The organism is Marinobacter mangrovi (assembly GCF_016798325.1).
GTDB classification, from domain to species: Bacteria; Pseudomonadota; Gammaproteobacteria; order Pseudomonadales; family Oleiphilaceae; genus Marinobacter_A; species Marinobacter_A mangrovi.
On record NZ_JAERVO010000002.1, the window covers coordinates 111,135 to 125,427 of the forward strand.

General features: G+C 61.7%; 13 protein-coding genes. 12 read left to right on the forward strand and 1 reads right to left on the reverse strand.

All coding sequences use genetic code 11. The features are described from left to right. The first annotated feature begins 105 nt into the window (after window positions 1-105). Together JL474_RS06465 and JL474_RS06470 are read left to right on the forward strand one after the other, a co-directional pair. On the forward strand, window positions 106-1,218 hold the full coding sequence (locus tag JL474_RS06465; RefSeq protein ID WP_123635684.1) for a mechanosensitive ion channel family protein: 1,113 nt from the start codon (window positions 106-108) through the stop codon (window positions 1,216-1,218). Between the two features lie 201 nt (window positions 1,219-1,419). Next, entirely contained in the window at window positions 1,420-1,887 is a 468-nt protein-coding gene (locus JL474_RS06470; RefSeq protein WP_328797790.1) for a porin family protein, read from the forward strand. A 65-nt stretch (window positions 1,888-1,952) separates the two neighbouring features. On the opposite strand, the gene JL474_RS06475 is transcribed toward JL474_RS06470, so the two are convergent. Beyond that, on the reverse strand, window positions 1,953-2,849 hold the full coding sequence (locus JL474_RS06475; RefSeq protein WP_203141404.1) for a ribokinase: 897 nt from the start codon (window positions 2,847-2,849) through the stop codon (window positions 1,953-1,955). Between the two features lie 172 nt (window positions 2,850-3,021). On the opposite strand from JL474_RS06475, the gene efpL reads away from it, so the two are divergent. From efpL to JL474_RS06525, 10 genes are all read left to right on the forward strand, one after another. Continuing rightward, window positions 3,022-3,588, forward strand: coding sequence for an elongation factor P-like protein EfpL (efpL, locus tag JL474_RS06480; protein ID WP_123635681.1), 567 nt, complete (start codon window positions 3,022-3,024; stop codon window positions 3,586-3,588). A 278-nt stretch (window positions 3,589-3,866) separates the two neighbouring features. Next, entirely contained in the window at window positions 3,867-4,931 is a 1,065-nt protein-coding gene (gene pstS / locus JL474_RS06485) for a phosphate ABC transporter substrate-binding protein PstS (protein ID WP_203141405.1), read from the forward strand. A 175-nt stretch (window positions 4,932-5,106) separates the two neighbouring features. Further along, entirely contained in the window at window positions 5,107-6,099 is a 993-nt protein-coding gene (gene pstC / locus JL474_RS06490) for a phosphate ABC transporter permease subunit PstC (RefSeq protein WP_407944046.1), read from the forward strand. Between the two features lie 4 nt (window positions 6,100-6,103). Next, window positions 6,104-6,943: a phosphate ABC transporter permease PstA gene (gene pstA / locus JL474_RS06495; RefSeq protein ID WP_123635678.1), complete on the forward strand. Its 840-nt coding sequence runs from the start codon at window positions 6,104-6,106 to the stop codon at window positions 6,941-6,943. A 144-nt stretch (window positions 6,944-7,087) separates the two neighbouring features. Continuing rightward, window positions 7,088-7,846, forward strand: coding sequence for a phosphate ABC transporter ATP-binding protein PstB (gene pstB / locus JL474_RS06500; protein ID WP_123635718.1), 759 nt, complete (start codon window positions 7,088-7,090; stop codon window positions 7,844-7,846). Window positions 7,847-7,942: 96 nt separating this feature from the next. Continuing rightward, window positions 7,943-8,281, forward strand: coding sequence for a zinc ribbon domain-containing protein YjdM (locus JL474_RS06505; RefSeq protein WP_123635677.1), 339 nt, complete (start codon window positions 7,943-7,945; stop codon window positions 8,279-8,281). A gap of 168 nt (window positions 8,282-8,449) precedes the next feature. Then, a complete protein-coding gene (locus JL474_RS06510; protein WP_203141406.1) occupies window positions 8,450-10,033 on the forward strand; it encodes a methyl-accepting chemotaxis protein in 1,584 nt (527 codons plus the stop codon). A gap of 109 nt (window positions 10,034-10,142) precedes the next feature. After that, complete coding sequence (locus tag JL474_RS06515; protein ID WP_203141407.1) at window positions 10,143-11,036, forward strand: LysR family transcriptional regulator; 894 nt, start codon at window positions 10,143-10,145, stop codon at window positions 11,034-11,036. Window positions 11,037-11,150: 114 nt separating this feature from the next. After that, window positions 11,151-13,502, forward strand: a complete 2,352-nt coding sequence (locus JL474_RS06520) for an FdhF/YdeP family oxidoreductase (RefSeq protein WP_203141408.1) — start codon at window positions 11,151-11,153, stop codon at window positions 13,500-13,502. A 67-nt stretch (window positions 13,503-13,569) separates the two neighbouring features. Beyond that, a complete protein-coding gene (locus JL474_RS06525; RefSeq protein ID WP_203141409.1) occupies window positions 13,570-14,211 on the forward strand; it encodes a DUF1294 domain-containing protein in 642 nt (213 codons plus the stop codon). Window positions 14,212-14,293: the final 82 nt, after the last annotated feature.

A 14,293-nucleotide genomic window follows, 5' to 3' on the forward strand; every position in this document is an offset into this window, starting at 1 on the left:
TAGTTGAGCGCTTGTTCGGATTCTGTGAGCCCCGCGCCGACGGGATGCTTTCGCTCACCGGGTTCATGGGTTAGTTTTGCAATACATGGTTCTCGGATACCGGTCATGCTGAAAGCTCTGGAAACTGGTCTGCAGGCATGGCTCTTGCCGGGCCTGACCGCGTTGGCGGCGGTGGCAGCCACCTATGTGGTCTATCGCCTGTCGCTCGCACTGATTCGCCACTTTACCGATTCCCGAACCGTTCCCCGCCTGTTCCTCGACGCCGCCGCCCGGGCGCTGGGTGTCGTGTCCTGCCTGCTGGTGCTCAACGGGATGCTCAACGCCGTTCCCGACGATCTTCCGTTGCTGGACGGCTTCCAGCAAATGGCCACGCTGCTGTTGATCCTGGCACTGACCTGGGCGGCGGTGCGTCTGACGTCGGCTATCGGCGAAGTCATCGTTCACCTGAATCCGGTGCTGGAAGGGCAGTGGAAGCGCGCCCGGAAGGTGGAGACGCAAACCCGCTTCCTGGTGCGCTGCCTGAACGTGTTGATCGTGATTCTGGGGCTGGGCGCGGCGCTGATGACGTTTGAATCCGTCCGACAGCTCGGCGCCAGCCTGCTGGCCTCAGCGGGTGTGGGTGGCATCATCCTCGGCTTTGCCGCGCGGCCGGTGCTCAGCAATCTGCTGGCGGGGATGCAGATCGCTTTAACCCAGCCCTTTCGGATCGATGACGTGCTGTACGTTCAGGGCGAATGGTGCTGGGTGGAGGAGGTAACCGCCACCTATGTGGTGTTGCGGGTCTGGGATCTGCGGCGCCTGATCGTGCCCCTGCAATGGTTTATCGAAAACCCGTTCCAGAACTGGTCCCGCAACACGGCCGACATGCTCGGCACGGTTTTTATCTGGGTGGACTACACCATGCCGGTTGAACCCTTGCGAACCGAGTTTGGTCGTCTGCTGCGGGCGTCCAGGCAGTGGGACGGCAACGTGGAACTGGTCCAGGTAACCGATTCGAGCGACCAGGCCATGCAGATCCGCTTCCTGATGAGCGCGCCGGATTCCAGCCAGAGCTGGGAGTTGCGCTGCGCCATTCGCGAGGGACTGGTGACGTATATCCAGCAGCACTATCCAGAGCAGCTGCCTCGGGTCCGGGCGAGGCTTGTAGAACCTGGGAGCGGGACGGAGTCCGGTGATGGATCGGATGCCAATGACCGATTTGAGGCGGGTAGCCGGTAAATAAGTACTCACGTCAACTTTAATTGACATTATTTCGACAAGCCTCTTTAACGGGTCTAAATTCTGGGGGATGTGTCTTTAGCTAGGGAGGCTGAGACCATGACACGTTCCATTCCATCCATATCTGCTGTTTCTTTTTTGGCAGTCCCTCTTCTGTTCCTCTCCGGTGTGGCGTACGCGGGCAGTGATAGCGGTGTTTACGTGGGAGCTTCCGTGGGCTCGGCCCAGCTCAATTACGATGAAGACGACCCGGATTACGGCAAGATCGACTTTGACGACGATGATGCCGGTTACAAGATCTTTGCCGGTTACAACTTCGGTCTGGTGCCCCTGGTCGATCTGGCGGTGGAAGGGGCCTATGTCGACTTCGGCAACTTCAGTGGGGATATCGGCGGTGTCGGTGGTAACGACATCGATGTGACCGGCTGGACCGGTGCCGGTCTGGCGGGGTTCAAGCTGGGCCCGGTCGGGCTGTTTGGCAAGGTTGGCGTGATCAACTGGGACAGCGACGCGGACATCATCGGCGACGATGACGGAACCGACCCGCTCTACGGCGTGGGCGCCCGTATTACGCTGTTTTCTTTCCAGGTGCGTGCTGAATACGAACGCTACGATCTGGACAATTTCGATATCGATTACTTCTCGGTAGGCGCCGCCTACACATTCTGATCCCGCACGTCTGATGCCGGGCGGCGCTTCGGTCGCCGGTGGTCCCGGTTTCTCTCCCTTCTTTCCTATCTCCCGAAGGTCGCCAGAAACGCGTCGACCGCCTGTTGCTCGGGAATGGCTGCGGCGGCTCCGGGTTGGGTGACGCACAGGGCGGCCGCGGCGCTGCCCCGACGTAAGGCAACGTCCGGCGTTTCGCCGGCGGCCAGTGCAGCCAGGCAGTAGCCGATAAACGTGTCGCCGGCCGCGGTGGTATCGACGGCATCGACAGGGAAGGCCGGCGCCTGCTGCCGTCCGTCCGGGCCAATGTAGACGACACCGGCCCGGCCCAGGGTCAGCAGGATCTGTAAGTGTGGATACTCGCTCTGCAGCCGGGTTTCGGCGGCGTCGACACGGGTACAGTCCGCGAGGTCCATCGCTTCGACTTCATTGACGATCAGCAGGTCCACCTTGTCCAGCAGCGGTCCGACCGCTTCGCTGACCATCGGTGCCGGGTTAAACGCAACGCGCATCCCGCGACTTGCCGCCACGTCCATGGCCTCTGCCAGGCCGTTGGTTTCATTCTGCAGCAACAGCCAGTCTCCATCCTCGCAGCCGGCCAGCGCCTTTTCGATATGAGACAGGCTCAGGCTACGATTGGCACCGGGGTAGATCAGGATCGCGTTCTCCCCGTCGCCCGTCACCTGGATGATGGCGTGGCCGCTGGCCTGGTTCAGTCGGGCCACGGCGGTTGTGTCGACGCCGGCATCGGCCAACTGGTCAATGACCCACGAATCGGCCTCGCCAATGGCGCCAAGGTGTTTTACGTCAGCACCGGCCCGGGCCAGGGCGATGGACTGGTTGGCTCCCTTGCCACCGAGCAGGACCTGATAATCGGCTGACGATAAAGTCTCTCCCGGCCTGACGAAATGCTTAACCCGGTAGACATGGTCCAGATTGATCGAGCCCAGGTTGTAGATGGTCATGACAGCGTGTCCTTATGGCTGGCCGGAAAGCCCGATGGTGGGGTGTTTGCCGCGCAGAGGCAATGGCCGGTTTTGATGTCATCCGGATGCCCTGATGCAGTGGAAGCACTCGCGCACGGCCGGCCGTCATGGTATATCGGCAGCGCACATTTCTTTTTTACGGAACCGACCCATGCCAAGAGCCAGTGAGATCAAGAAGAATTCCGCCGTTGAATACCAGGGCAACGTCTATTTCGTGAAGGACATCGAGCGCTCCGTCCCTCAGGGGCGGGCCGGTGGCAGCCTCTACCGGATGCGCATGTACGATGTGGTCACCGGCAACAAAATTGACGAGACCTTCAAGGACTCGGACATGCTGAACCTGGCCGACCTGGTCCGTCGTCCGGCGACTTTTTCCTACGCCGACGGCGAGGAGTACGTCTTCATGGATTCGGAGGACTTCACCCAGTACAGCCTGAATCGCGAAGCCATCGCCGACGAGCTGCTGTTCATCAGCGAAGAGACGCAGGGCCTGATGGTAATCCTGGTCAGCGACGCGCCGGTGTCACTGGCATTGCCGCCGACCGTGGAACTGGTCATTGAGGAAACCGATCCGTCGGTCAAGGGCGGCTCCGCGACGGCCCGGACCAAGCCCGCCCGCCTGACCACCGGCCTGGTGGTGCAGGTGCCCGAGCATATCTCCACCGGAGACCGGATCAAGATCAACGTGGAAGAGCGCAAGTTCCTCAGCCGGGCGTGACGCCGCTGGCCCTGCTTTTCAGGCCCCGGTTCTGGCCGGGGCCACTCCCTCCTGTTTGCTCGCTCGCCTCTTTGAGCGTCTGATTTTTCGACAAAATCTGTCCAGGCAAGACCCAAAACCTGTCGTCAAATGCTCTAGGTCATCTGCTGACCCGGGGTGTCATCTTTCTGTCATATAGCCGTCACCATACTGTCACACGATCTGACCAAGCTGGTTCCGACTCACAGCACGAGTACTGCGAAAAACGCGTCCTTCAAAACCGATTCAAGGAGAAAACAATGCTCAAGCTGATTTCACGGGGCCTGATGGTTGCAACGGCAACATTTGCCCTGAGCACGGCCGCCGCGGCGGACGTCAACGAAATTTCAGGCGCTGGTGCCACCTTCCCGTACCCGGTGTATGGCAAGTGGGCCAGTGCCTACCAGAAGGAAACCGGCGTCAAGTTCAACTACCAGGCCATCGGCTCTGGCGGTGGTATCAAGCAGATCTCTGCCAAGACCGTTGACTTCGGCGCGTCCGACGCACCGCTGACTCCGGAAAAACTGGACGAAATCGGCCTGATGCAGTTCCCGATGGTCATGGGCGGTGTGGTACCGGTAGTCCACATCGACGGCATCGACGCCGGCGACCTGAAGCTGTCCGGCGAAGCACTGGCCGACATCTTCATGGGCAAGGTCAAGAAGTGGAACGATTCTGAGATCGCTGAACTGAACCCGGACCTGGATCTGCCGGACAAGGCCATCACCGTGGTTCACCGCTCTGACGGTTCCGGTACCACCTGGATCTTCACCAACTACCTGAGCAAGGTGTCCAGCGACTGGAAAAACGAGATCGGCAACGAGAAAGCCGTCAAGTGGCCGGCTGGTGTTGGCGGCAAGGGTAACCAGGGTGTGGCGTCCTACGTTGACCGCATCAACGGCTCCATCGGCTACGTCGAGTACGCCTATGCCCTGCAGAACAAGATGGCTTACGCCCAGCTGGAGAACCACGATGGCAACTACGTGTCTCCGACCGCCGAGAACTTCCAGGCGGCGGCTGCCGGTGCCGACTGGGCCAACGCTGACGGCTTCTATATGGTCCTGACCGATCAGCCGGGTGCGAACAGCTGGCCGATCACCGGTGCCACGTTCATCCTGGTCTACAAGCAGGCGTCCAAGCCGGAAGTGACCCAGGCGGTCCTGAAGTTCTTCGACTGGAGCTACGCCAACGGCGACGACATGGCCAACAAGCTGGACTACGTGCCGATGCCGGACAGCGTTGTGAAGCTGGTCGAGAAGACCTGGGCCAAGGAGATCAAAGGCTCCAATGGCAAAGATGTGTGGACTGTGAGCATGTCCAACTGATCGGGTGCATTGACCCGCGACAGGACCGGGTGGACGTGGAAGCGCCGCCCGGTTTTGTCACCACGAACGCAACAGGTCACCGCGAGGGGCCTGTGCGTTTTTTTGCAATCAGCGACACCTTGAAAGACGGTCGCTTACTTACCGGCCCAACGGTCGGATCAATGGAGGACACGGCGTGAGCACAGAACTGACAACAGACGGTTCGGTCCCGACAACGGACACCCGGTCCGGCAGCTCCGGGCATCTGGCCGACAAGGCCTTCCGCGGTCTTACCCAGTTCTTCGCCCTCCTGGTGGCGCTCTCTGTTCTCGGCGTGTTTGTCACGCTGCTGGTTGGGGCCTGGCCGGCCCTGGAAAAATACGGCTTCTTCAATTTCCTGACCACCAACGACTGGAACCCGGTGACCGACGTCTATGGCGCGGTGGCTCCGATCTACGGCACGTTGGTGACGTCCTTGCTGGCTCTCCTGATTGGTGTGCCGGTCAGTTTTGGCATCGCGCTGTTCATTACCGAGCTGGCGCCGGTCTGGCTCAAACGCCCCATTGGCGTGGCGATCGAGCTGCTGGCGGCGGTGCCCAGTATCATTTACGGCATGTGGGGCCTGTTCGTGTTCGCCCCGTGGTTCTCTGAAAACGTCCAGCCCTGGATGACCGACAACCTGGGTGGATGGCCGCTGATCGGCTCATTGTTCCAGGGTCCACCGATGGGCATCGGCATGTTCACCGCCGGGTTGATCCTGGCCATCATGATTATCCCGTTCATGGCCGCGGTCATGCGCGACGTCTTCGAGACCGTGCCACCGGTCTACAAGGAATCCGCCTACGGTCTGGGCGGGACCACCTGGGAAGTAGTCTGGAAGGTGGTGCTGCCGTACACCAAGATCGGTGTTGTCGGCGGCGTCATGCTGGGACTGGGCCGGGCACTGGGCGAAACCATGGCGGTCACGTTTGTTATCGGCAACTCCCACAACGTCTCCGGCTCCCTGTTCATGCCCGGCAACACGATTTCCTCCACGCTGGCCAACGAATTTACCGAGGCGGCCGGCGAGATCTACACGTCCTCGCTGATCTCGCTTGGTCTGGTGCTGTTCCTGCTGACCTTCATCGTGCTTGCCATCGCGAAGGTCATGCTGATCCGTCTCAAAGCCAAAGAAGGGAAGGCGAGCTAATCTCATGAACGCTTCACTGTACCTCCGCCGCCGTCTGACCAACTATTTCAATCTGACCGTGTCGGTCCTGACCACGCTGTTTGGCCTGTTCTGGCTGGGCTGGCTTTTGTGGACCCTGTTCAGCAATGGCCTGCAGTGGATCAGCCTGGACCTGTTTACCCAGTCAACTCCACCGCCCGGCGAGGCCGGCGGTCTGGCTAACGCGATCGTGGGCAGTGTGCTGCTGACGGTGGTGGGTGTCCTGATCGGCGCGCCGGCCGGCGTGCTGGCCGGAACCTACCTGTGTGAATTCGGGCGGGGATCGCGTTTCGCCAGTGTCGTGCGTTTCGTGAATGACATCCTGCTGAGCGCGCCTTCAATCATCATTGGTGTTTTCGTCTACGGATTGATTGTCATCAACGTCGGGCATTTTTCAGGCTGGGCCGGCGGCGTCGCGCTGGCGCTGATCGTGCTGCCCGTCGTCGTCCGGACCACCGAAGACATGCTGCAGCTGGTGCCTGACCACATGCGCGAAGCGGCGGCGGCCCTGGGGGCTCCCCAATGGAAAGTGGTCAGTGCGATTGTGTACCGGGCGGCCGCGCGCGGCATTGCCACCGGCATTCTGCTGGGGATCGCCCGGATCAGCGGGGAGACGGCGCCGCTGCTGTTTACCGCACTGAACAACCAGTTCTGGACAACGGATATGTCCCAGCCCATGTCCAACCTGCCGGTGGTGATCTTCCAGTTCGCCATGAGCCCCTACGACGACTGGCAGCACCTGGCCTGGGCCGGCTCGCTTCTGATTACGGTCACCATCCTGCTTCTCAATATCATCGCCCGCATCTGGCTGCGGGAAAGCAAGTAAAGGTACGCACCTATGGCACTTTATCCCGGAATGTCCGCAACCCAGGCCGGTCCGCTGAATAACGGATCGTCCAGCCAATACCAGATGTCGGCGCCGGAAAAGGTGGCTGCATCGGCCTCCGAACCGGTGAGCGTCGATACGACCATGGAACCGTCCAAGATCGTGGTCAACGGGCTGAATTTCCACTATGGCAAATACCACGCGCTTCAGGACATCAATATCAAGATTCCTGAAAAAAAGGTGACGGCGTTCATCGGGCCGTCCGGGTGCGGTAAATCCACGCTGTTGCGCACCATGAACCGGATCTACGAGCTCTACCCGGACCAGCGCGCTTCCGGCGAAATCCTGCTGGATGGGCGCAATGTGCTGGATCGCAAGCAGGACCTGAACCTGCTGCGCGCCAAGGTGGGCATGGTCTTCCAGAAGCCGACCCCGTTTCCGATGTCGGTTTTCGAGAACGTGGCTTTCGGCGTCAAACTCTATGAACGCCTGTCCCGGGTGGACATGGAAGAGCGGGTGGAATGGGCCCTGCGCAAGGCCGCGCTGTGGGATGAGGTGAAGGACAAACTGCATCAGGGCGGCACGCGTCTGTCCGGTGGTCAGCAGCAGCGGCTGTGCATCGCCCGCGGTATCGCGGTGAAGCCCGAAGTGTTGCTGCTGGATGAACCCGCTTCCGCGCTGGATCCGATCTCCACCCTCAAGATCGAGGAACTGATCAACGAGCTCAAGAACGATTACACCATCGTGATCGTCACCCACAACATGCAGCAGGCGTCACGGGTCTCGGACTACACGGCCTTCATGTACCTGGGTGAGCTGGTCGAGTTTGACGACACGACAACGATCTTCACCACACCGGCCAACAAGCAGACCGAAGACTACATCACCGGCCGTTACGGCTGATCGACCGACCGGTGGTTGAAGCCGGGCGGAGATTGGGGAGCACATCATGGGCGCCTCTGCTATGATCTCCGCCTTTCAAACCTGCAGGTCCTTGTCATGTCACAACTCCCTCCCTGTCCCCAGTGCCAGTCTGAATACACCTACGAGGACGGCGTTCAACTCGTGTGCCCCGAGTGCGGCCATGAGTGGACCGAAGCCGAACAGGCCGCCGCCGATGCCGGTCCCGAGATTCGCGATGCCAACGGCAACACGCTGCAGGATGGCGACACCGTGACCGTCATCAAGGACCTCAAGGTGAAAGGTTCCAGCCTGGTGGTGAAAGTCGGCACCAAGGTCAAGAACATCCGCCTGGTCGACGGCGATCACGATATCGACTGCAAGATCGATGGCGTGGGTGCGATGAAGCTGAAGTCGGAATTCGTCAAGAAAGCATGATCCGGGCAAAGACGTCTATCGGTTGAGCGGATTTTTTCAGCGGGATCAGTCGACTATCGGCATAGCGCTGTAACCTGACTGTCATTTATTGAAGACACACTGGCCGCTTCAGAGCGTACTCGGGCCAAAGACTTCCCGAGGCATATTGTTGTTGCCACGAGGTCTGTCATGAAAATCCGCAACCAGCTCCGTCTCGTCATGGCGGTGACCCTGGTCAGCCTTCTTGCCGTCATGGCGCTGTCCAGCCACACCCTCCTGAACCTGCGCCAGGACTATCAGCATTTCCAGTCGCTGGAATCGGTGGAGAAGGCGATTCTGCAGATCGAGGCCCGGGGATTGGCCACATCGCGGGATGATCCCATCCTGGTGGATGAGACCCGCCCCCATTTCAAACAGGCCGGAGCCATCGTCGAACCTCTGTTCAAGAGGCTGTCCGAAACGCTCCAGTCCGAAGAAAGTCAGAAGTCACTCGCCGCCATCAAGGAACACTGGGACAGCTACTACAAAGGCTGGATGACCGCCCTGGATATCGCCCAGGACAGTCCGGCCGACGCCCTGTCCATTCCTGACGTGCTCTACAACCAACACCTCAAGCCCGCCGTCGATGGGCTGAATACCCTCGCGACCCAGGTCCGTTCCGAGGCGGAATTGGCGAGTGCGCGTATCACCCAGGCCATGGAACGCATCGTCTGGATCGTGATCACGCCGTTGGTCGGCGCGGTGGTGATCATTGCCCTGTTCCAGGGGTGGGTGGGGCGGCGCCTGCGTCGCAACATCCATCACGTGTCTGCGGCCGTGGACCGGCTCCAGCAGGGCGACCTCAGCCAGCGGTTACCGCACCAGAACGATGAGATCGGCGAGATCTGCCAACGCATCAACAGTTTTGTCGATCAGGTGGAAGGCCTGGTTGAGGCGATCGGAACGGCGGTCACGGAAACCCGGACCTCCGTCCACGATCTGGCGGACCGATCCGACTCAGTCAATGCCAATGCCCAGTCCCAGGAAGAACGCCTGAACCGCATTGGCTCGGCGATGGGGGATGTCGACGACAAGGGCCAGAATATGGCGGCCTTTGCCCAGCAGGCGATGAGCCAGGTGGATGAAACCCGGGCCTTGGTCGAGCAGGGCAACCAGGCCGGTGAAGACACCGTGCAGGTCCTGCAGCGGGTCTCCGAGCGTGTGGAGACCGCCGCCAGTCGTCTGGATGCGCTGGATGGCGAGCTGCGCCAGATTGATCAGGTCCTGGAGGTCATCGGCACGATTACCGAACAGACGAATCTGCTGGCCCTCAACGCGTCCATCGAGGCCGCGAGGGCCGGTGAGCACGGGCGCGGCTTCGCCGTGGTGGCCGACGAAGTGCGGCAGCTCTCCCAGAAGACGGCCAGCTCCACCTCCAACATTCACAACCTGATTCGTACCATTGGCAGTCACACAGAAGAGGTGCTGACCGCCATGAGCGATGCCCGGGACGCCAGCCGGCAGGGGCTGGCGTCCGGAGATGCCATGGATCGCGTCCTCGGTCAGATTGACAACGCGATCCGCGAAACCACCCGCATGGTCGAGCGAATGGTGGCCACCACGGAAGACCAGGCCGGTGCCAGTGCCGAAGTGGTGCTGAGCATGCAGGCCATGGAAGAGCTGCGTCGCGCCACCGGTGAGGAGATCCAGGCGACGGGAACGGCGATCGGCCGGCTCGGGGATGTGGCGGATCGACTGGTCGTGGCCATGGGTGTCTACGGCCGGGTACGCTGACGCGGAATCACCCTGATGGATCGATGCGTCGTCGATCCCGGGCAAAATCCTGATGAATGACCGGCGCAATTGCTATCCTTGGCGTTCCGAATGATTCAGGAGGTCCGGCATGGATATCCGGCAGTTACAGTACCTCGTCGCCCTGGATGAGCTGCGCCATTTCGGCGAGGCGGCCAACCGATGCCACGTGACACAGCCGGCTTTGTCCATGCGACTGCGCCAGTTGGAAGATGAACTCGGGCTGACGCTGGTCAGGCGAGGGCATCGCTTCGTCGGGTTCACCGAGGAGGGCGAGCGCATCCTGGCCTGGGCGCGGGCGGTACTGGCGGCGCACGATGGGTTGCATGCGGAGGCATCCGTTTGCCGCGGGCAGCTGGTGGGTACCCTGCGCGTCGGTATGGTGCCTCTGGCGGGTTTCGAGCCCATCCCGTTGCTGCAGGCCTTTGCGGCAGAGCACGCCGACGTGCGATTTGAACTGAAGTCCCTCAGCAGCGAGCAGATCCTGGCCGGGCTCGACACCAACCGGCTGGATGTGGGCTTCGCCTACGCCGATGGCCGACACGAACGCAAATACCAGTTGTTTGAGGTGGCCGAAACCACCATGGGGCTGCTGTTCAATCGCCATCGCTGGCGCTTCGGGCGTCCCGCGCTGGACTGGATGGATCTGGAAAGCTTGCCTCTGGGCATCCTCAGCAAAGGGATGCACTTTCGCCAGTCCGTGGATCATGCCCTGCAAAGCGCCGGTGTTGCGTTGAAGCCCCTGGTGGAAACGGATTCGGTCGAGTTCCTGGTGCAGTCGGTCAGTGCCGGCCTGTGCTGTGCGGTCATGCCCCTGGGCAGCGGACTGGAGCAGCGCGATGAGGCGCTGGAGCTGCTGCCGATCGCCGACAGTCACACGCTGGCGCCGTTGTGCCTGGCCACACGGCGTGGCGATCCGGTATCGGCGCTGGCTGAAGCCTTCCAGCAGTTCGTCCGGGAGCGCGTGTCGCCGGATCAGGGCTGATTGGAGCGACGTCTTAATCGATAAACGTTGCTTATCAATAGATCTTTAATCGTGATTGGACGGTTATGAAGCGGCGCCGTAACCTGTTGATTATTTGCCCGACAGGTTGCCCTGATGACGCACGAGTCTCTTCCCGGACACACGCCCGAGCCCCGATTCGAACCCTACAACGGCCCCGCCGCCGGCTGGGGCGCGCTCAAGAGTGTTGCGGCGTTCTGGCTGGACAGCAAACAACCCATCAAGAACATCCGGGCGCTGCTCAAGACCAACCAGCACGGTGGCTTCGACTGCCCGGGTTGCGCCTGGGGCGACGACCCCAATGGCGGCCGCATCCAGTTCTGTGAGAATGGCGCCAAGGCGGTGAACTGGGAGGCCACCAAGCGTCAGGTGGGTCGCGACTTCTTTGCCCGGCACAGCGTGAGTGAATTGCTGCAGCGCAGCGATCATTGGCTTGAGTATCAGGGCCGCCTGGTCGAGCCGATGCGTTACGATGCCTCGACCGACCGTTACCAGCCGATTGGCTGGGACGAGGCGTTCACGCTGATCGCCGACCACCTGAATCGGCTCGACAGCCCGGACCAGGCCGAGTTCTACACCTCCGGCCGCGCCAGCAACGAGGCTGCCTTCCTGTACCAGTTGTTCGTCCGCACCTTCGGCACCAACAACTTTCCCGACTGCTCCAACATGTGCCACGAGGCCAGCGGTGTTGGCTTGTCCCAGACCATTGGCACCGGCAAGGGTACCGTCACCTTCGACGATTTCGCCGAGGCCGACGCCATTTTCATCTTTGGCCAGAACCCGGGCACCAATCATCCGCGCATGCTGGCGCCGTTGAGCGAGGCCGTTCGCCGTGGTGCGCAGGTGGTCTGCTTCAACCCGCTCAAGGAGCGCGGCCTGCAACGTTTCCAGGACCCGCAGGCCATCCACGACATGCTCAAGAACGGCTCGGAACCGCTCAACACGGCCTATTTCCGACCGGCACTCGGCGGCGACATGGCCGCGGTACGGGGTATGGTGAAGTGTCTGGTGACCTGGGATGAAGAGGCCCGCGCCAATGGACAGCCTGCCGTCCTGGACTGGGACTTCATCAACGAACAGACTCAGGGGCTGGCGGCCTACCTGGCGATGGTCCGGATGACCACCTGGGCGCAGATCGAATCCCAGAGCGGCCTGACCCGCGCCGACATCGAAGTGGCGGCGGACATCTACCGCAAGGCCAAGAGCGTGATGGTGTGCTGGGCGATGGGGATCACCCAGCATCGACACTCGGTGCCGGCGGTCCAGGAACTGGTCAACCTGCAACTGCTGCGGGGCAATATCGGTCGGCCGGGTGCCGGGCTTTGTCCGGTTCGCGGTCACAGCAACGTGCAGGGCGATCGCACGATGGGAATCGACGAGAAAGCTCCGGCGCCGCTGTTGGACGCCCTTGAACGGGAGTTTGGAATCCAGGTGCCGCGGCATCAGGGCCACAATACGGTGGAGGCCATTGAGGCGATGGATCGCGGCGAGGCCCGCGTGTTCATCGGTCTCGGCGGCAACTTCGCCCAGGCCACGCCGGACACGGCATTGACCCACAAGGCCCTGGCCAACTGCGACCTGACGGTCCAGATCAGCACCAAGTTGAACCGCAGCCACCTCATCACCGGCAAGGACGCCCTGATCCTGCCGTGCCTGGGGCGGACGGACATCGACCAGCAGGCGAGCGGACCGCAGGCGGTGACCGTGGAGGATTCCTTCAGCATGATTCACGCCTCCTACGGCCAGTTGCCGCCCCAGTCGGATCGGATGAAGTCCGAACCGGCGATCATTGCCGGCATGGCCAAAGCGACGCTCGGCAATCGCCCCCTCGATTGGGATGCGGTGATCGCCGATTATGACCGTATTCGCGATTGCATCGCCCGCACCATTCCGGGCTTCGAGAACTTCAATGAACGCCTGAAACAGAGTCGCGGCTTTTATCTGGGCAACCCGGCCCGGGAGCGTCGCTGGCAGACGGCGGGTGGCCGGGCCGGTTTCTCCCCGAATCCGTTGCCGGATGACCTGCTGCACGACCGGGTCAAGGCCTCCGGCCAGACCCCGGACGTCATCCTGCAGACATTGCGCTCCCACGACCAGTACAACACCACTGTGTACGGGCTCAATGACCGCTACCGGGGTGTGTCCGGCCAGCGCCGGGTGGTGTTCATGAACGCGGACGACATCAAACGGCTGGGGTTGGAGGACGGCGAGCGCGTCGACATGACGTCGCTGTGGGAAGACGGCCGTCAACGCTCGGTGACCGGCTTCAAGGTGCTCGCGTACGACATCCCGGCCGGACAGGCCGCGGCCTACTATCCCGAGACCAACCCACTGGTGCCATTGGAGAGCCGGGGCGAGGGCAGCCATACGCCCACCTCGAAATTCATTGCGATCAAGCTGACACGGAGCGCGGCGCAGGACGACGATCGTATTCTGGCGGCGGGGTAGTGCCGCCGGAGAGTGCGCGCTAAACCGGTTTATGTTCTAGTGCGTGCTTTCGATAGGGAATCTGCCCGTGAACAGAAAAGGCACACTCACGACCTGGAACGACGACCGGGGCTTCGGATTTATTGCGCCCGACGAGGGTGATTCTCAGGTCTTTGCCCACATCAGCGCCTACGCTGGCCGGGGGCGGCCCCGCGCCCATCGCAAGGTGAGCTACCGCATCGAGCGTGATAACCAGGGCCGCTTGCGCGCCGGGCAATTCCGGTTGGTCGGCACGGCCGGGTTGGCAGCGGGCTTTCGTCCTGGCGTCTGGATCGCTGTCGGGGTTGTTCTGCTCGTCGGCGTCGCGCTCGGGTTGGCGTTCCAACGGGGTTGGGTGCCGGTGGGGCTGCCTGCCGCCTATGCCATGGCCAGCCTGCTGACCTTCATCGCGTATGGAATCGACAAGCAGGCTGCCGGTAAGGACCGTCGCCGCATCCCTGAGAACCGGCTGCATCTGTTCGAGGTGTTGGGTGGTTGGCCCGGGGCGCTGTTGGCGCAGCAGGTGTTCCGACACAAAACGCGGAAGGTGAGTTACCAGGTCGTTTTCTGGCTCGCGGTGCTGGTGAACATCGCTGGGGTGGCCTGGTTCCTGTTGGCACCGGAAGCGTCGAGTTTCCGGCATCAGCTGGGGTTTGGCGAGTGGCCTGTCGCTCATTCCCTGATCTGGTAACGGCTATCCGGCTGAACGCCTGCCCGAAGCGCACATAGCCCTGCTGTTTTCGCCGGCTTCGGCTCATGGGACGGTCCTGTCT